Genomic DNA, 16,543 nt, shown 5'->3' on the forward strand with positions numbered 1-16,543 from the left:
GGTTCAGAGTCTCCGGAGTCCTTCGCGTACGGCCGTCAGCAGACCGAGGTCAACGCCCCCGCTCGCCCGGGCCACCGAGAGCGGCGCCCGGGCCAGCAGCAGGCCCTGGGAGATCAGGTCGTCCAAGAGGATCTTGGTGACCGAGACCGGCAGGTCCAGCCCGGCCGCCACCTCGGCGACGGCGGCCGGACGGCGGCACTGGTTCAGGATCATCCGGTGCTCGGGCTGGAGGTTGCGCGGCCCGGACCGGGAACCCCGGGCCAGGGCCACGCGGGCCTCCTCCTCGACCGTGGTCAGCACCGTGATCAGTGTGAGGTTGTCGCGCTCGGGCGCGGTGCGGCCGCGGGTGATGGTGTACGGGCGCACCATCGATCCCGAGCTGTCGTCCTCGTCCTCGTCGGACACCTCGCTCCAGTGGGGCCTCACCGCGCGATCACCCGCGGCCGGCGTGTGTGCTGCGGGCGGCGAACGCGTCGAACTCGCTGCGCGCGGGGGTGCTCATCTTCTGGCCGACCTGCTGCACCAGGGTGTGCATGGCCACCGACATCACCTCGGCGTCCACCTCCTGGGAGGCGATCACGGCCAGGTGGGTGCCCTGGGCGGCGGCGATGATGAACAGCCAGACCTCGGCCAGCTCGACGATCACCTGGTGCACCGGACCGCCGTCGAACAGGGCGCCGACACCCCGGGCGAGGCTCTGCTGGCCGGTGGCGACGGCCGCCAGGCGCTCGGCGTCGGCCCGGTCGATGCTCCGGGAGTGGCTGACGACCAGGCCGTCGTCGGAGAGCAGGACGGCGTTCCTGGTTCCGGGCACCGAGTCGACGAGTCCGTCCAGCAGCCAGTCCAGGTCCTGGTGGGTGGCGATCGTACGGTTCATCACTGGTCATCCGTCCTAGTGGTTCGGGAATCCGCGGCGGGGAGGGCCCAGGGGGACGGGCCCGACGCGGGAGTCGGGGGACCGGCGGCTGCGGTGGGGGACGCCGGGTGTGCGGTGGCGGCGGGCAGCCGGTGCTGCCCGGAGTCCTGGTCACCGTCCTGGCCGCGGGCGGCGCGGGACTGGCGCTGGAAGGCGCCGATCGCGGCGCCCGAGCGGCGCACCGGGCGCGGGCCCGTCCTCGGGGGCCCGTCCTGCCGGTGCGGCTGCTCGGCGGCCGCACCGAAGCCGCCCGGCGCGCCGGGGGCGTCGGGCCGCGGCGGCACCCGCAGCTCGGCGGCCAGGCTGGCCTGGCGGACACGCTGCGGCAGCGGCGGCTGCTCGCCGGTGGGCTCGCTGACCGGCACCGAGGAGGCGTACTCGCGGCGCTCGGCGAGCCGGTAGTGGTCGGCCGGGCGGTACTGCTCGTCGGCGTACGGGGCCTCGGCCGGCGTCACCGTGGCGTAGGCGATGTCCGGGTAGGCGGGGGTGTCGTACCCCTGCTTGTCGTACGCCGCGGAGCCGTGGGCCGCGGAGCCGTGGGCGGGGTTGTCGTACGCCGGGTTGTCGTACGTCGGGGAGTCGTACCCCGTCGCGCTGTACCGGGGGGTGCCGTACCCCGGGGTGGTGTGGTCGCCGTACCCGGTCTGGGCCGAGCCGTACGACTGCGCGCCGTGCTGCTCCATGCCGTACCCGGGGCCGCCGTGGGCGGAGGCGCCGGACGGCTGGAAGCCCGGGAAGCCGTGCGCGGCCGTGCCGTCCGCCGGGGAGCTGTGCTCGACCGGCTGGTCGGTCTCCAGCGGCTGGATGTACTCGACGTGCGCGAACGCCTCGACGGGGGTCGGCGCCGAGCCGGGCAGCAGGGCCTGCACGGTCTCGTCGTCCAGGCCGTTCAGGCTGTTCTGGTTGTTCAGATCGTCCAGGCCGTCCGAGCCGTTCAGGTCGTTCAGGTCGTCCAGGTCGGCGATGCCGGCCGCGTGGTCCGGGCCGTCCGCGGGCTCGCTCGCCGCGGTCAGCGCGGTGAGCGCCGCCTTGCGCGAGCGCCGGGCGAGCGGGATCGGCTCGACGGGCGTCGCGTCCGGCAGCCCGGCGTCGCCGTCGATCACCAGTTCCTCCGGGACGAGCACGACCACCCGGGTGCCGCCGAAGGCCGACGGCCGGAACTCGATCCGCAGCCCGGTGTTGGCGGCCAGCCGCGCGACCACGTAGAAGCCGAGGCGGATGTCGTCCGCCCGGGCCAGCACGTCCATCCGGGGCGGACTGCTCATCAGCTCGTTGGCCGCGTCGTACTGCTCGGGGTCCATGCCGAGCCCGCGGTCCTCGATCTCCACCGCGAGGCCGCGGCCGACCATGGCGGCCCGGACCTCCACCGGCGTGGGCGGCTTGGAGAAGGTCGCCGCGTTCTCCATCAGCTCGGCGATCACGTGCGCGACCGAGCCGACGGCCCGCTCGGAGAGCCACGGGTGGCCCTCCACGTCCAGCATGATCCGCCGGTAGTCCTGCACCTCGCTCTGCGCGGCGCGCAGCACGTCCAGCAGCGGGACGGGCTTGCGCCAGCGCCGCTGCGGCTGGCCGCCGGCGAGGATGACCAGGTTCTCCTCGTAGCGCCGCAGACGGGCGGTGAGGTGGTCGAGGTCGAAGAGGCCCTCCAGGACCTCCGGGTCCTCGTGCTTGCGCTCCAGCTCGTCCAGCTTGCGGAGCTGCTGACCGATCAGCAGCTGGGTGCGGCGGGCGATGCGCTGCAGCAGCCGTTCGAAGCCGCGGTGCTGCTCGGCCTGCCGGACGGAGGTCTCCAGCGCGGAGGTCCGGGCCAGGTTGAGCGCATGGCCGAGGCGGGCCAGCTCGTCGGTGCCGTTGCCGTGCGGGCCGGCGGTGATGGCGTGGGTCTCGGCCTCGACGTCCACCTGCTCGCCGCGCGACAGGCGCTCCACCACCTCGGGGAGGGTGCGCTCCAGCTCCTGCGCCTGGGTGTGCAGCTCCTGGATGCGGCGGCGCAGCGACCGGGTCAGGCGCCAGGTGGTCAGGATCACCGCGATGACCGCGACCAGGCCGATGAGGCTGGTCAGCACGACCTTGGTGAGCAGCGAGAGGAAGGAGTCCTTGCCGACCTCGACGATGCCGTCGGTGCGGGCCTCGATCGCCTTCACCAGCTGCGGGTTGAGCTGGTCCAGGGCCTGGCGCCACTGGTCCTGCGACGCGGGGAGTCTGACCGTCCCGCCGGACTCCGGCGTGGTCGGCTTGGTCAGGGCCTGCTCGACGGTGTCCTTGGCCTGCCAGGCGGGGCTGTTCATCAGCTCCTGCCAGGCCTGGTCCTCACCGGCGGGGATGTACGGCACGACCTGCACGCCGAACAGGTGCTGCTGCGCGCCGATGGACTGCTGGACCTGCTGGTAGTCGGCGACGCTCAGCCGCCCGGACGGCCAGCCACGGGCCAGGATGGCATCCTCGCGGGCCAGCATCTCCTTGGCCCAGAAGGCGTTCACCAGGGTCTTGGAGATCCAGGTGACCTCGCCGTTGTCGACGTGGCTGAGCGCGGTGAACAGCCGCAGGTCCACGGCGATCAGGTCGGTGTAGTACGTGAAGACCGTCTGCTGGTCGGTGGCGGCGCGGTCGACCGCGGCGCGCTGCTCGGCCAGCTTGCCCATCGCCTGGCGCGCCTCGGTGACGGCGCTGAGCACCTCGGCGGGCGCGCTGTCGGCGGTCTCGCCGGAGAGCGCCTGGAACTGGCGCACGGCGTCGTCGGTCAGCGCGCGCTGGCGGCGCAGCGCGTCGGTGACGCTGCCGGGCCGGGCGAGCGCCTCGGCGCTGAGCCGGCGCTCCTCCTGGAGGTTGTAGTAGACGATGTTGGAGGGCTTCCCGGCCTTCTGTGCCAGCAGGCCCTGGGCCGCCTGGCGCTGGAAGTCGAGGAAGGTCTCGCCACTGGTCCCGGCCCAGAGGGCGACGAGGGAGAGGCTGGGGACGATGGCCAGGACGAGCAGAGCCGTCCGCAGTGACAGGCGCGGACGCCTGCGGGGGGCCTTCGGCGTCGGGGGCCGCCGATTCGCACGCGCGCGCAGAGCTGACTCCTTGGGACTGGCGGCCGACCCTTCCGGGCCGAACCGTCCGGGGGGCACGGGCTTTGACGAAGCGATACTAGTCATACGGTGTGATGGGAGTGAAAACTCGTTCGCCGCCTGGACGGTGGCCGCACACCGCCTGAACACAACGTCACCGGTCGGTTGACGGTTGGTGGTCGAAGCATCCTTGTGGTGGCTGATGGCCCGACGTCAGTGCAGGTGGGGGCGGTGGGGGCGGCAGATGCGGAGAGTGTGTGCCCGCGGGGAGCGGGCCGTCCGCAGCCGTAAGGAGCGGGCCTGCCGAGCCTGTGGGCGGCGGGTCGTCGCGCCCGCCGAATCCGTGGGCGGTGGGCCCTCCGTGCGGGGATGGGGCGGGCCTGCCGCGCCCGAGGGTGGCGGCCCACCGTGCCCGCGGAGGGCGGGCCTGCTGTGCCCGAGCGGGAGGGGTGAAGGTGCCCGCGCGCGCAGGACCGGAGTGTCCGCCCGGTCAGGCCGCGAGCAGGCGGGCGCGGGTGGCCTCCAGCTCGGCCGCCAGCCCCTGCCCGGCGCCCTCCGCGTCGCCCCGGCGTACGGCCTCGACCAGTTCGGCGTGCGCCGGGTGGCCGTGGTTCGGATCGCCCTTGCGTAGCTCCAGCAGCCCGACCAGCTCGACCAGACGCTCCTTCAGAACCGGGACGAACTCCGCGAAAAGGTCGGAAAGGACCGGGTTGTGCGCGGCCGCGACCACCGCCGTGTGCAGCGCGATGTCCGCCGTCACGAAGGCGGCGTCGTCCCCCTCGCCCGCCGCCAGGCGGGCCGTCAGCGCCTCGTCCATCGCGGCCAGGTCCGCCTCGGTGCGGCGCACGGAGGCCAGCCGGGCCGCCTGCACCTCGACCACCGTGCGGACCTCGTAGACGTGCGCCAGCTCCGCCCTGCGCAGCCGCGCCGACCAGTCCTCGCTCGGCCGGTCCGCCGTCACGAACACCCCGGCGCCCTGGCGGCTCTGCACCATGCCGGCCCCCGCCAGCGCGCGCAGGGCCTCCCGGACGGTCGAGCGGCCGACACCCAGCTCCTTCGCCAGCGTCACCTCGCCGGGCAGCTTGCCGCCGACGGGCCAGTGCCCGGCCGCGATCTGCTCCTCGATCCGCCGGGTCGCCTGATCGACCAGGGGGGAGGGGCGGAGGGGGCCGAGCGGGGACATCGCGTTCACCTGCCAGGTTGTCTGAGGACTTGGTTCGTGGTTACTGTACCCCGCATGAAGCCGTGGAGTCTCCTTCTTGGTGGCCGCAGCGGGGTCTGACCGGACCGGCACCCCGCTGCGGGGCGCCGTGCTGCCGGTCGTCCTCCGGTGCCGCACCCGGCCGACGCGACCGCACCGTCGCCGCCCGGGTGCCGCACCCCGTCGTGAAGGACTCACGAGACCCATGCGATTCCCCACCCTCCGCACCCCCGCCGGCCCCGTCCCGGCCACCGCCCCCGCCTGGAACCCGCAGCGCGGCAGCGCCATGCCGCACCACCGCTACCGCCCGGCACACGAGCGCGTCCAGCTGCCCGGCGGCCGGCCCGCCGACCGGCCCCGGGAGTGGCCGGGCCGGCGGATCGAGCACGCCCCGCTCTGGGTGCCCGTCGACCTGCGCGACGGCAACCAGGCGCTCGCCGAGCCGATGGACCCGGCACGCAAGCAGCGGATGTTCGACCTCTTCCTGGCCATGGGCTTCAAGGAGATCGAGGTCGGCTACCCCTCCGCCAGCCGCGCCGACTTCGACTTCGTCCGGCAGCTGGCCACCGTGCCCGGCGCCGTCCCGCCGGACGTCACCGTCGTCGTCTTCACCGCCGCCCGCGCCGACCTGATCGACCGCACCTTCGAGGCCGTCGAGGGCCTGCCCCGGGTCGTCGTCCACCTCTACACCGCCACCGCGCCGGTCTGGCGGGACGTCGTCCTCGGCCGCGGCCGCGAGGAGCTGCGCACCCTGATCACCGGGGCCGCCGAACACCTGGCCCGGCGGGCGGAAGGCCGCCCGGGCGTGCGCTTCGAGTTCTCGCCCGAGGTGTTCAACCTGACCGAACCGGACTACGTCCTGGAGATCTGCAACGGCCTCACCGCCCTGTGGGACGCCGACCCCGACCGGCCGGTGATCCACAACCTGCCCGCCACCGTCGAGATCGCCACGCCCAACATCTACGCCGACCAGATCGAGTACATGCACCGCCACCTGGACCGGCGCGACGCGGTGATCCTCTCCGTCCACCCGCACAACGACCGCGGCACCGGCGTGGCCTGCGCCGAACTCGCCGTCCTGGCCGGCGCCCAGCGGGTCGAGGGCTGCCTGTTCGGCAACGGCGAGCGGACCGGCAACGTCGACCTGGTGACCCTGGCGCTCAACCTCCACACCCAGGGCGTCGATCCGATGATCGACTTCTCCGACATCGACGAGATCCGGCGCACCGTCGAACACTGCAACCGCCTGCCCGTCCACGAACGCCACCCCTACGTCGGCGACCTCGTGCACACCGCCTTCTCCGGCACCCACCAGGACGCCATCAGGAAGGGCCTGGCCCACCACGCCAAGACGGCCGCCGACCTGGGCGTCCCGGCCGGCGAGGCGCCGTGGGCCGTGCCCTACCTGCCGATCGACCCGGCCGACCTCGGGCGGGACTACGAGGCGGTGATCCGGGTCAACAGCCAGTCCGGCAAAGGCGGCATCGCCTACCTGCTGCAGACCGGACACGGGCTGGACCTGCCCCGCCGGCTCCAGATCGAGTTCTCCCGGGTGGTCCAGGAGTCGACGGACGACAGCGGCCGCGAGATCGGCGCCGACGAGCTGTACGCGCTGTTCCGGGCGACGTACCTGGACGCGGCGCCGGCGGCCTCGTGGCGCACGGGGGAGCGTGCCGGGCAGGGAGGCGGTGGCGGCCACTGGGCGGAGGTCACCCTCGACGGCCGGGCCTGGCGCGGCGAGGGCAACGGCCCGCTGGACGCCGTCACGGCGGCCCTGCGGGAGGCCGGGACGGCCGTGGACATCCTGCAGTTCAGCGAGCACGCCGTCCGCACCGGCCCCGACAGCGACGCCGTCGCCTACGTCGAGGCGCGGGTCGCCGGGGAGGCGGTGTGGGGCGCCGGGCGCGACACCTCCGTCCTCACGGCGGGCGTACGGGCGGTGCTGAGCGCCGTCGGCCGTGCGGGGGCCCGGGAGATGACGGCCCGATGACAGCCGGTCTCCCCGCCCGCAGCCTGACCGTCGCCGCCGCCCTCGCGGCGGCCGGCCTGACCGGCGAGATCCGCGTCCTGCCCCACTCCGCCCGCACCGCCGCCGAGGCCGCCGCCGCCCTCGGCTGCGAGGTCGGCGCCATCGCCGGCAGCCTGGTCTTCCAGTGCGACGGGGCGCCCCTGCTGGTCATGACCAGCGGCGCCCACCGCGTCGACACCGCCTACCTGGCCGACCGGCTCGGCACCGGCCCGATCGAACGCGCCACCGCCCAACAGGTCCGCGACGCCACCGGCCAGGCCATCGGCGGCGTCGCCCCGACCGGCCACCCGGCCAGACTGCGCACCGTCGTGGACACCGCCCTCGCCGGGCACGACGTCCTCTGGGCGGCCGCCGGCCACCCGCACACGGTCGTGCCGATGACGTACGACGAACTGCTGCGCCTCACCGGCGGGACACCGTCGGAGGTGCACGCCTGAGCGGGCCCGGCCCCGGTTCGTTCCGTTCCGCGCGGGCCCTCCCGGCTGCCGCCCGTAGCCGGGAGGGCCCGCGTCGCTGCCGGACGCGAGCATCCTGCCGTCCGCCCCGTCCGCACGCCATCCCAGAATTCTGGTGGGTGACCGCCCCGGCCGCCGCCGCCGACCGAACCCCCGGTTTCCGCCAAGTTGCCTCCGGGGCGCCCTTCTTCGGTATCCGCGCAGCTCGGAGTGGCTGACCGGCCGGGGCGTCCGGCAGACCCGGAACGGTGGCCGGGCGGAGCCGCCGAGGCCGCACGGCGGGCGCGCGCCGACGGCGCCGGGGCGCACCGGGCGGGCGCACACGTCCGGTTCGGGACGGTCGAGTTGTCCGTATGCCGAGGACCGGCCCTCCCGTGTCGGCCGCCACTGCTACACCAGGGGGCGGGCCGAGGCGCACCGGGCGCCCGCCCTCTCGGGAGGCACAGTGGCGAACGACGACGGCCGGGTGTGGGTGCGGGGCCACTTCCGGCGCAAGCCCGCGTCGGGAGGTGGCGGGACCACGAAGGCGAGCGGGTGGGTGATCGCCGGAGCCGTGGCCGTGTTCTGGCTCTGGGGCCACTACGTCGGCTTCGCCGACGACGCCGGAGCCCCGCCGCCGACCGCCGCCACGCCGTCCGCGGTCGGCACCCCCTGATGGCCCGGCGCCGGCCCCTGCTGCGCAAGCCACGCGGCCCGGTCGAGCACGTCGCCGCGGCCGCCGTCGGCGTCGCGCTCGCCGTACTGCTGCTCGGCGCCGCGCAGAGCCTCCTCCGGTCCTGGCCCTTCCTCGCCGTCGTCGCCGTCCTCGCCCTCGCGGCCGCCGCCCGCCAGCCGGCCCTCGACCGGGCCCGCACCGAACGCCTGGCCGCCCTGCGGCTCACCCTCGCCCAGGTGGACGCCCTGGACGACCAGGCCTTCGAGTACGCCCTGCGGGACCTGCTGATCCGCGACGGCTGGAGCGCCCGCAAGGTCGGCCAACAGGGCGACCAGGCCGCCGATGTGACAGGCCAGCACCCGAGCCACGGCCGCATCGTGCTCCAGGCCAAACACACCAGGGTCGGCGCCAAGGTCGGCGTCCACGTGATGTACGAGGTGAAGGGGACCGCAGGACCGGTGCACGGTGCCGACATCGCCGTCGTGGTCACCAACGGCACCCTCACCCGCGATGCCATGGCCTGGGGCGACCGGCACCGCATCCACTGGATCGACCGCCCCCGCCTGGAGACCTGGGCCGACCGGGGCACGCCGCTGCACGACCTGCTCGCCCTGCCGGGCCGCCCGGCGAAGCGACGGATCGGGTGGCGGCGGGTGGCGTGAACCGCGGCGGGTTCCAGGGCGGTTCGGTGTCGTTCACACCCGCGATGGCGAAACTCCCGTGCTCCGCGCCGAATGCGTCGACCGCGTCGACGCGGTCCCGCAGGGCGACACGCCGGCCGTGGAACGAAGTCATGATCTCCCCATCAGCCGCGGCCAACTGTCATTCAGCAGCGCATGGTTGACAAGGTGAATGTGAGAACTGACCGGCGGCCGGGCCACCCCGGGGCCGGTCAGGACGGGCTCTCGGGGTCGGCCCCGAGGGTCTTGCCGTCGACTCCCGGCCGGGGGACGCCGTCGACCGCCACACAGATGCCGAAGACGCGGGCCTGGCCGGTCCAACCATTGACCCGGCCGCGGTTGTTGCTGATCTGGACCCGCCTCCGGGCCGGATCCACGGCCGAGACCAGATGCAGGTACACCGCCCCGGCGACGCGGGCCAGGACGATGTCCCCGACCTCCAGCTTCGACGCGTCGACCGGCGCGACGACCACCTGCTGCCGACTGCGGATCAACGGGACCATCGAGGAGCCGCTGGGCCGGAATCCGACGACGGCCCCGGCGGCGACCCGGCCCGCCACTGCGTCCAGCACACCCATGCGGTGATCGTGGCAGACCTGGCCGGGTCACCCAACCGATTTACGCCCCGCCCTGGCGGAACCGCGCCACGAACGTGCGCTGCCAGGGCGTTTCGACGGCGTGCGGGTGGTAGTGCTCCCGGACGAACGCCACCGCCCGGTCGGCCGGGACCCCGTCCAGGACGGCCAGGCAGGCCAGCGCGGTGCCGGTACGGCCGCGGCCTCCGGCGCAGGCGAGCTCGACCCGGTCCGAGGCCGACCGCCCCCACGCCTCGCGGAACGCCCCGGCGGCCTCGGTGCGGTCGGCGGGGAGCCGGAAGTCGGGCCAGCGGAGCCAGCGGCTCTCCCAGTCGACCGCCGGTGGCCTTCGCCCCAGCAGGTAGAGCCCGAAGCCGGGTCGGGGCCCCGGAGGCAGCGGCCGGCTCAGGCCGCGCCCCCGGACGAGCCGGCCCGACGGCAGCCGCAGCACTCCGGCGGCCGTGGGCTCCCAGGACGGCGTGGTGGTCATGGGCCGAGCGTACTTCGTGCCCCGGGTTGTCGGCGGTGTGGCCCTGTGTCGCCAGGTTTCCCTGTCCGGTCCCGGTCTGGGTGCTCCGGCCGCCGCTCGGCTAGTGTGCGTGCATGGGGCTGACGGAAGAGAAGGCCGACCACCTCGCTCCGGAAGCGACGCCGCCCCACGGGGCCGTCTGCCCGCGGTGCGAGGAGTCCTCCCGGCTGGCCGTCTTCGAGGAGCACCGCCGGCCGGTCGTACGCTCGGCGGGCCGGGTCCGGCTCCTGGCCGCGGCAGCCCTCGGGGCGTACGGCTGGGGACTGCTGCTCCAGGGGCACACGGGGTTCGGTGCGTCGTTGCTCGCAGGCGCCCTCGCGGCGGGGGCCCTCATCGCCAGGGCGCTCACCCGGGCGGGGTCGGGGTGGCGGACGCAGGTCCTCTACTGTCCACGGTGCCGCGTGCGCTTTCGTCCCGGCGACCCGGTCACCGCGTTGACGATGCCGTCCTCGTTCTCCGCCCCGTGGTGAACCACCGGGCCCGTGCGGGCGCCACCGGCAACGGCCCCGCGCTGCACTTCGGCGGACTCCCCGGTCAGGACGCGGCGTAGAGCGCGGCGGTCGTCGGCAGCCCGGCCCGGTGGGCCAGCGCGGCGGCCTCTCCGCGTGATGCCACGCCCAACTTGGCGAGGATGTTGGCGACATGGAACTTCACCGTGGACTCGCTGATGTGCAGCGCCCGCGCGATGTCCCGGTTGCGGCGGCCCTGGGCGAGCTGGTCCAGGACCTCCAACTCCCTTGGCTGCAAACCTTCCAGGGGATCCGGGCCGGAGGGCGCGGCCGGTGCGGTGAGCGGCAGGTCGACGGTCACCGTGGTGCCCCAGCCGGGCACGGCGTCCACGGCGAGGCGGCCCGCGAGGGCGGTGACGCGGTCCGCCGTCCGGTGTGCGGCGAGCCCGTCCGTGACGAGCAGGCCGGGGCCGTCGTCGCGGACCACCGCGCGCAGGGTGTCGTCGCTGATGCGCCAACTCACGTGCAGGCGCGTCAGATCGTCCTGTTCCAGCATGATGAGCACGGTGGAGCGGACCGCGGCCCGGGCGGTGTGCGCGGTGTCGGCCGGGATGGACGGGATGGACGGGGTGGCCGGGGTGGCCGGGGTGGGCGGTGCCAGGTCGAGGCGGACGGGGCTGTGCCGCAGCAGTGGGCGCAACTCGTCGGCGAGGCGGGCGAACGCGGTGTCGGCGGGCTCCTCGCTGAGCTCCCGGTCGAGGTCCGCGCCGGCCCGCAGGTCCAGCAGGGCGTTCACCGCGAGTTCGGTGGCGCTGCGGCGGGCGGTGGCGTCGTCCAGGGCGGTGGACCGCAGGGGCGCCAGGACCGCGGACAGCGCCGAGGCGTGGGTGCCGGTCAGGTCGGCGATCGCGCGGGCCCGGGCGCCCGCCGAGGCACGGGAGGCGGCGGCGTGCACGGGGGCGGCGTCGGTGGCGCGGTGGTCGGAGTGGATGGTGACCAGCTCCCACACCTGCTGGAGGACGGCGAGCGCCTGCCCGGGCAGCGGCTCGGCGCTCTCCAGGACCAGGACGAGCAGTGCGCCGGTACCGTTCGCCGACGCGGTGATGGTCGAGGCGGCGACGACGGGCCGGGACCGGCCCGCCAGGACGGCGGTGCCCTGCCACGGCCGGCCGACGGCCACGGCGTCCGTCAGCCGGGCGAGTTCCAGGCTGGTGATCCCCCCGGCCAGCTCGGTGGCGCCGAACGCCTTCACGGGCGTGTAGGTGCAGATGCCGCTGAGGTGGGCGATCGCCGTGTGCGGGACGAGGCCGGCGAGCACCTCGGAGAGCCGCCGCAGCAGGTTCGGCCGGGGTGTCCGCAGCACCTCCACGGCCCGCGCCAGCGCCTCCTCGGGCCGCCCCCAGCCATCCCGCCACCGCTCGTGCGCAGCGCCCGCCGTACTGCCCGCCCCGTTGTCCGTCATGCCGTTCAGCCTAGGGCCTGTCGTCGAACTCCCGCCTGCGTGGCGACGCTCCCCCAGCCTTCGGCCGGGAGGTACCCCCAGGGCACGCACTCCCCCAGCCTTCGGCCGGGAGGTGCCCCCACCGCAGTGGCTTCCTCCTCCGCCTTGCGATGCACGCACCCCAACGCCGCCACGCCCGCCCTCCGGGCGGACGACGGGAGTTCGACGACAGACCCTGGGCCCGGTCGGGCCGGCCCTGGCCGTTCGGCCGGGCGGAACCGGCCGAACGGCGGGCCGGGCACCGGTCGGTGGGGCGTCAGGCTGGAGCCGTCGAGTTCACGAACTCCCTGACACGTGAACTCCCTGACACGTAAAGGACTGTGCGATTCCATGACGAAGGCCATCAGCTTCTCCGAGTACGGCGGCGCGGACGTGCTGCGCCCGGTCGATGTCGAACTGCCCGCCCCCGGTCCCGGCCAGGTGCGGATCGCCGTCCGCGCCGCGGGCGTCAACCCGCTGGACCACAAGCTGCGCAGCGGCGCGATGACCGAGGTGTTCCCGGTCGAGCTCCCGCACGTCACGGGGTACGAGGCGGCGGGTGTGGTGGAGGCCGTCGGCGGGGCCGTGACGCGGTGGCGGCCGGGCGACGAGGTGTTCGGCCTGACCCACGGCGGCGCGTACGCCGAGCACGCACTGGTGGAGGCCGACAGGCTGGCCCGCAAGCCGGCCTCGCTGAGCTGGGAGGAGGCCGCGGCGATCCCGGTGGCGGCGGAGACGGCCTGGCGGGCGCTGGCCGTGCTGGGCGCGGAGAGCGGCCAGACGCTGCTGGTGCACGGCGCGGCCGGTGGGGTCGGCACGTTCCTGCTGCAGTTCGCCCGCTCGCGCGGGATCCGGGTGATCGGTACGGCGAGCGAGGCCAACCACGCGTATCTGCGCGAGCTGGGCGCCATCCCGGTCACGTACGGTGACGGGCTGGCCGGGCGGGTGCGGGCCGCCGCGCCGGACGGGGTGGACCGGGCGCTGGACGCGGCCGGGCAGGGCGGGGTGCTGCCGTTGTCGATCGAGCTGACCGGTGCCGCGGAGAAGGTGGTGACGATCGTCGACTGGGCGGGTGCCGCCGATCACGGGGTCCGGTTCACCGGGGGGACGACGGAGGCCGTCGAGTACCACGGGCCGGCGCTGGCGGGTGCGCTCGCACTGCACGAGGCGGGCACGCTGCTGCTGCCGCTGCACCGGGTGTTTCCGCTGGTGGAGGCGGTCGAGGCGCACCGGCTGAGCGAGCACGGGCACCTGCGGGGAAAGATCGTTCTGACCGTCGGGTGAGCCCGCTCGGCGCCGTCGATCCGTCGGCAGGGCCTGCGGGTGGCCGACCGGGCCGCGATCCGGGTCACGGCCTGAGTCGCCGTCCGGGCCGCGGCGTGGCGCCCCGCGATCTGACTGGCAATCTGTCCGAAATTGTCCCATTCACCCGCTTAGGGTAATTTGGCGGGCGGATTTCCCGGGAACGCGGCGTTGGGCCGTTCGGCCGATGTGCGGTCCTCCGTTCGGTTACGGAGGGTTGACCGGGAGCGGGCGGTGCGGTGCCGCCCGCCCGATCCGGACAGGAGGTCAGATGGACAGGCGCGCGGTGATCAGCGAGTTTCTCGGAACTCTGCTGTTGGTGCTGCTGGCGGTGGGCGCCGCGGTAGTGGCGGGGGAGGCGATCGGTTCCGTCGGGATCGCGCTCGCGTTCGGCCTGGTGCTGCTGGCGCTCGCGTACGCGCTCGGGCCGATCTCCGGCTGCCACGTGAACCCGGCGGTGACGCTCGGTTTCCTGCTGGCCCGCCGGATCGACGGACGGACGGCGGTGTCGTACTGGGTCGCGCAGTTCCTCGGCGGTATCGCCGGCGCGGCGCTGGTCCTGCTGGTGGCCAAGCAGATACCGGGCCTGGAGACCCACGAGAAGCTCGGGACCAACGGCTGGGGTGACCGCTCGCAGGTGCACATCAACGCCGGCGGCGCGTTCCTGACCGAGATCATCCTGACCTTCCTCCTCGTGTACGTGGTCCTGTCGGTCACCCACCGGCTGGCGGCCACCGGCTTCGACGGGCTGCCGATCGGCATGGCGCTGGTGGTCGTGCACCTGGTCGGCATCCCGCTCACCGGCACCTCCGTCAACCCGGCGCGCAGCCTGGGCCCGGCGCTGTTCGCGGGCGGTGCGGCGCTGTCGCAGCTGTGGCTGTTCATCCTGGCACCGCTGATCGGCGGCGCACTGGCGGCCGGGGTGCACCTGCTGACCCATCCGCAGCCGAACCTGGCCGTGGCCGAGGCCGCGGCCACGGACGCACGGGTGGCCGCCGCCGGGCGGTGAACCCAGCCGGACGAAGCCCGGTGCGACGCTGAACTCGGCGTTGTACCGGGCTTTCTGACGTCCGGTCGGTAGAGTCGGGCGCTATGGCGGATCTGAGTGGGGCCTCGGGGCCCGGGCGGCTGGCGGGCAAGTCCTGTGTGGTGACGGGCGCGGCGAACGGCATCGGCCGCGCGGTCGCCGAACGCTTCGCCCGGGAGGGCGCGTCGGTGGTCGCGACGGACGTCGACGGCGACGGCCTGCGGCGGCTGGCGGAGCGGCTGCCGCCGGCCGTCACCACGGTGGTCGGCGACGTCTCCCGGGACGACGACGCCCGCCGGATGATCCGCGCCGCCGTCGAGCGGCACGGCCGCCTCGACGTCCTGGTGGCCAACGCGGGCGTGATCCCGCTGATGGAGATCACCGAGGCCGGGGCCGACGACTGGGACCAGGTGATGGCCGTCGACGGCCGCGGGATGTTCCTCACCTGCAAGTACGCCGTGGAGGCGATGAGTGGCACGGACGGCGGAGCCGGCGGGAGCGGTACGGGCGGCGCGATCGTCTGCGTCTCGTCCATCTCCGGCGAGGCCGGGCAGCGCGGCCAGGCGATCTACGGGCCGGCGAAGTTCGTCGCGTCCGGGCTGACCAAGCACCTCGCGGTGGAATGGGCGGACCGGGGCATCCGGGTCAACGCCGTCGCCCCCGGGACGATCACCACCGAGCGGGTGGCCCGGCTGTACGACGAGCCGGGCGGGCCGGAGTACCTGGCGGCGATCGAGAAGCGGCACCCGATGGGGCGGCTGGGCATACCGTCCGAGGTGGCCTCGGCGGTGCTGTTCCTGGCCTCGGACGACGCCTCGTTCGTCACCGGGGTCGTGCTGCCGGTGGACGGCGGGTATCTGGCGCAGTAGGGGGCCCAGGCGCGGGCGTCGGGTTGTAAGGGCGCTGCTCCCCGCGCGCGGGGTTGGTCCCGCCGGCTTCTTGCCGCCGTGAACCTTCCGTGCCCGCTTCCCGCGCGCTCGCCTCGCCGGCTACTCCGGCAGTCGCTCGACCGCGACGATCGCCGCGTCGTCGTCCAGCCGGCCGCCGACGTGGGCGAGCAGGTCCTGGCGGAGCCGGTGCAGCAGGGTGGTCGGGGGCTCGGTGTGCCAGGCGGCGACGCGTTCGGTGAGCGGGTAGAAGCGGCGCCGCGTGTCGCGGGCCTCGATCACGCCGTCGGTGTAGATCAGCAGACGGTCGCCGGGCAGGAACGGGAACACCTCCACCTCGTACGCGGCCGGGGCCAGCTCGCCGAGGCCGAGCGGCGGGGCGGGCCGGCGGGCGGCCAGTGCGGTGATGCCGTCGGCGTGCAGCAGGAGCGGGGGCGGGTGGCCGCAGTCGATCAGGCGGAGCACCGAGTCGTTGTCCGGGATGTCCAGGATGACGGCGGTGATGAAGGACTCGCTGCGGTTGTCGACACAGTCCTCGGCCCGGTCGGGCGCGGGGTCGCCCGCCCCGGCGCGGTCGGTCCGCTCGCTCGGCTGGGCGAGGTCCCAGCAGACGCTGCCGTCCAGATAGGCGGCGAGGTCGGGCAGGTCGGCGTGGAGGTGGGCGGCCGCGCGGAACGCGCCGAGCAGCAGGGCGGCGTCGCCGAGCGAGGAGAGGCCCTTGCCGCGTACGTCGCCGACCAGCAGCCGGGTGCCGGTGGCGGTCCGGGCCGCCGCGTAGAGGTCGCCACCGACCTGTGCCTCGGCCTCGGCGGCCAGGTAGACGGCGGCGAGGTGGAGCGGCCCGATCCGGTCGGGCAGTGGGCGCAGCAGCACCCGCTGGGCGGCCTCGGAGACCGAGCGGACCTGGGCCAGCTGTCGTTCGTGTCGCTCGCGCAGCGCCCGCAGGCCGATCACCAGCGCCGAGACCACGATCAGCGAGCTGAGCTGAGCCTCGATGTTGGAGGTCGCCAGGCCTTCGCGCAGAACGCCGATGAGGGTCAGCGCGGCGATCGCGAGGGCGGCGACACCGGTGGTGGCCCACACACCGGCGAAGGAGGCCGTGATGGCGGGGGCGACGACCAGCAGCGGGCCGAGGTGGATCTGCGGCGGCGACAGGACTTCGACGACGGTGATCACCGCGATCAGCGCGAGCGGGAGCGCCGTCATCGCGCGGCGGTCGGGCCGCCACGTCCGGTGGCGGTCACGGGGACGCTGCCGAAGTGGCACCTTTCCTCTGTACACCGTGGGGGCGGCCCACCGCACTTCGGG

General features: G+C 74.6%; 16 protein-coding genes. 8 read left to right on the forward strand and 8 right to left on the reverse strand.

Translation table 11 applies throughout. From position 1 onward, the window contains the following. Positions 1 to 3 precede the first annotated feature (3 nt). The 4 genes from AB0P06_RS02370 to AB0P06_RS02385 form a co-directional block, all read right to left on the reverse strand. Positions 4 to 369 carry a DUF742 domain-containing protein gene (locus tag AB0P06_RS02370; protein WP_363604603.1) on the reverse strand — a complete coding sequence of 122 codons (366 nt, stop codon included), beginning with the start codon at positions 367 to 369 and terminating at the stop codon, positions 4 to 6. Between the two features lie 64 nt (positions 370 to 433). Continuing rightward, complete coding sequence (locus AB0P06_RS02375) at positions 434 to 877, reverse strand: roadblock/LC7 domain-containing protein (RefSeq protein WP_363604433.1); 444 nt, start codon at positions 875 to 877, stop codon at positions 434 to 436. Next, a complete protein-coding gene (locus AB0P06_RS02380) occupies positions 877 to 4,026 on the reverse strand; it encodes a nitrate- and nitrite sensing domain-containing protein (RefSeq protein WP_363604435.1) in 3,150 nt (1,049 codons plus the stop codon). Before AB0P06_RS02380 ends, AB0P06_RS02375 begins: the two co-directional genes overlap by 1 nt. Before the next feature lie 430 nt (positions 4,027 to 4,456). After that, positions 4,457 to 5,149 (reverse strand): FadR/GntR family transcriptional regulator, encoded by a 693-nt coding sequence (locus AB0P06_RS02385; protein WP_363604605.1) that lies wholly within the window; start codon positions 5,147 to 5,149, stop codon positions 4,457 to 4,459. Positions 5,150 to 5,372: 223 nt separating this feature from the next. On the opposite strand from AB0P06_RS02385, the gene AB0P06_RS02390 reads away from it, so the two are divergent. From AB0P06_RS02390 to AB0P06_RS02405, 4 genes are all read left to right on the forward strand, one after another. After that, the gene (locus AB0P06_RS02390; RefSeq protein ID WP_363604437.1) at positions 5,373 to 7,157 is read left to right on the forward strand and encodes a 2-isopropylmalate synthase; all 1,785 of its coding nucleotides are present in this window, start codon (positions 5,373 to 5,375) and stop codon (positions 7,155 to 7,157) included. Beyond that, complete coding sequence (locus AB0P06_RS02395; RefSeq protein ID WP_363604439.1) at positions 7,154 to 7,633, forward strand: YbaK/EbsC family protein; 480 nt, start codon at positions 7,154 to 7,156, stop codon at positions 7,631 to 7,633. Before AB0P06_RS02390 ends, AB0P06_RS02395 begins: the two co-directional genes overlap by 4 nt. A 463-nt stretch (positions 7,634 to 8,096) precedes the next feature. Next, positions 8,097 to 8,306 (forward strand): hypothetical protein, encoded by a 210-nt coding sequence (locus AB0P06_RS02400; protein WP_363604441.1) that lies wholly within the window; start codon positions 8,097 to 8,099, stop codon positions 8,304 to 8,306. After that, entirely contained in the window at positions 8,306 to 8,968 is a 663-nt protein-coding gene (locus AB0P06_RS02405; RefSeq protein ID WP_363604442.1) for a restriction endonuclease, read from the forward strand. Before AB0P06_RS02400 ends, AB0P06_RS02405 begins: the two co-directional genes overlap by 1 nt. A gap of 230 nt (positions 8,969 to 9,198) precedes the next feature. On the opposite strand, the gene AB0P06_RS02410 is transcribed toward AB0P06_RS02405, so the two are convergent. Both AB0P06_RS02410 and AB0P06_RS02415 read right to left on the reverse strand, forming a co-directional pair. Next, the gene (locus AB0P06_RS02410; protein WP_363604444.1) at positions 9,199 to 9,564 is read right to left on the reverse strand and encodes a S26 family signal peptidase; all 366 of its coding nucleotides are present in this window, start codon (positions 9,562 to 9,564) and stop codon (positions 9,199 to 9,201) included. 40 nt (positions 9,565 to 9,604) lie between these two features. Beyond that, positions 9,605 to 10,051 carry a protein phosphatase gene (locus AB0P06_RS02415; RefSeq protein ID WP_363604446.1) on the reverse strand — a complete coding sequence of 149 codons (447 nt, stop codon included), beginning with the start codon at positions 10,049 to 10,051 and terminating at the stop codon, positions 9,605 to 9,607. Between the two features lie 113 nt (positions 10,052 to 10,164). Between AB0P06_RS02415 and AB0P06_RS02420 the strand changes: the two genes are divergently transcribed. Continuing rightward, entirely contained in the window at positions 10,165 to 10,560 is a 396-nt protein-coding gene (locus AB0P06_RS02420) for a hypothetical protein (protein ID WP_363604448.1), read from the forward strand. Between the two features lie 64 nt (positions 10,561 to 10,624). On the opposite strand, the gene AB0P06_RS02425 is transcribed toward AB0P06_RS02420, so the two are convergent. Further along, positions 10,625 to 12,001: a LuxR C-terminal-related transcriptional regulator gene (locus AB0P06_RS02425; protein WP_363604449.1), complete on the reverse strand. Its 1,377-nt coding sequence runs from the start codon at positions 11,999 to 12,001 to the stop codon at positions 10,625 to 10,627. A 369-nt stretch (positions 12,002 to 12,370) separates the two neighbouring features. On the opposite strand from AB0P06_RS02425, the gene AB0P06_RS02430 reads away from it, so the two are divergent. From AB0P06_RS02430 to AB0P06_RS02440, 3 genes are all read left to right on the forward strand, one after another. Further along, positions 12,371 to 13,303, forward strand: coding sequence for an NADP-dependent oxidoreductase (locus tag AB0P06_RS02430; RefSeq protein ID WP_363604451.1), 933 nt, complete (start codon positions 12,371 to 12,373; stop codon positions 13,301 to 13,303). A gap of 289 nt (positions 13,304 to 13,592) precedes the next feature. Continuing rightward, complete coding sequence (locus AB0P06_RS02435; protein WP_363604453.1) at positions 13,593 to 14,330, forward strand: MIP family channel protein; 738 nt, start codon at positions 13,593 to 13,595, stop codon at positions 14,328 to 14,330. Positions 14,331 to 14,413: 83 nt separating this feature from the next. Further along, positions 14,414 to 15,217, forward strand: coding sequence for an SDR family NAD(P)-dependent oxidoreductase (locus AB0P06_RS02440; RefSeq protein ID WP_363604454.1), 804 nt, complete (start codon positions 14,414 to 14,416; stop codon positions 15,215 to 15,217). Positions 15,218 to 15,337: 120 nt separating this feature from the next. Here the strand turns inward: AB0P06_RS02440 and AB0P06_RS02445 are convergent, their stop codons facing one another. Then, on the reverse strand, positions 15,338 to 16,441 hold the full coding sequence (locus AB0P06_RS02445) for a PP2C family protein-serine/threonine phosphatase (RefSeq protein WP_363604455.1): 1,104 nt from the start codon (positions 16,439 to 16,441) through the stop codon (positions 15,338 to 15,340). Positions 16,442 to 16,543: the final 102 nt, after the last annotated feature.

It is taken from the genome of Kitasatospora sp. NPDC088351 (genome assembly GCF_040685575.1).
Classification (GTDB): domain Bacteria; phylum Actinomycetota; class Actinomycetes; order Streptomycetales; family Streptomycetaceae; genus Kitasatospora.

Bases quoted from the DNA above. Each gene is read 5' to 3' on its own strand.
- AB0P06_RS02370 (WP_363604603.1), bottom strand. From the start codon at position 369: ATGGTGCGCCCGTACACCATCACCCGCGGCCGCACCGCGCCCGAGCGC.
- AB0P06_RS02375 (WP_363604433.1), bottom strand. From the start codon at position 877: ATGAACCGTACGATCGCCACCCACCAGGACCTGGACTGGCTGCTGGAC.
- AB0P06_RS02385 (WP_363604605.1), bottom strand. From the start codon at position 5,149: ATGTCCCCGCTCGGCCCCCTCCGCCCCTCCCCCCTGGTCGATCAGGCG.
- AB0P06_RS02390 (WP_363604437.1), top strand. From the start codon at position 5,373: ATGCGATTCCCCACCCTCCGCACCCCCGCCGGCCCCGTCCCGGCCACC.
- AB0P06_RS02395 (WP_363604439.1), top strand. From the start codon at position 7,154: ATGACAGCCGGTCTCCCCGCCCGCAGCCTGACCGTCGCCGCCGCCCTC.
- AB0P06_RS02405 (WP_363604442.1), top strand. From the start codon at position 8,306: ATGGCCCGGCGCCGGCCCCTGCTGCGCAAGCCACGCGGCCCGGTCGAG.
- AB0P06_RS02410 (WP_363604444.1), bottom strand. From the start codon at position 9,564: ATGGGTGTGCTGGACGCAGTGGCGGGCCGGGTCGCCGCCGGGGCCGTC.
- AB0P06_RS02415 (WP_363604446.1), bottom strand. From the start codon at position 10,051: ATGACCACCACGCCGTCCTGGGAGCCCACGGCCGCCGGAGTGCTGCGG.
- AB0P06_RS02420 (WP_363604448.1), top strand. From the start codon at position 10,165: ATGGGGCTGACGGAAGAGAAGGCCGACCACCTCGCTCCGGAAGCGACG.
- AB0P06_RS02425 (WP_363604449.1), bottom strand. From the start codon at position 12,001: ATGACGGACAACGGGGCGGGCAGTACGGCGGGCGCTGCGCACGAGCGG.
- AB0P06_RS02430 (WP_363604451.1), top strand. From the start codon at position 12,371: ATGACGAAGGCCATCAGCTTCTCCGAGTACGGCGGCGCGGACGTGCTG.
- AB0P06_RS02435 (WP_363604453.1), top strand. From the start codon at position 13,593: ATGGACAGGCGCGCGGTGATCAGCGAGTTTCTCGGAACTCTGCTGTTG.
- AB0P06_RS02440 (WP_363604454.1), top strand. From the start codon at position 14,414: ATGGCGGATCTGAGTGGGGCCTCGGGGCCCGGGCGGCTGGCGGGCAAG.
- AB0P06_RS02445 (WP_363604455.1), bottom strand. From the start codon at position 16,441: ATGACGGCGCTCCCGCTCGCGCTGATCGCGGTGATCACCGTCGTCGAA.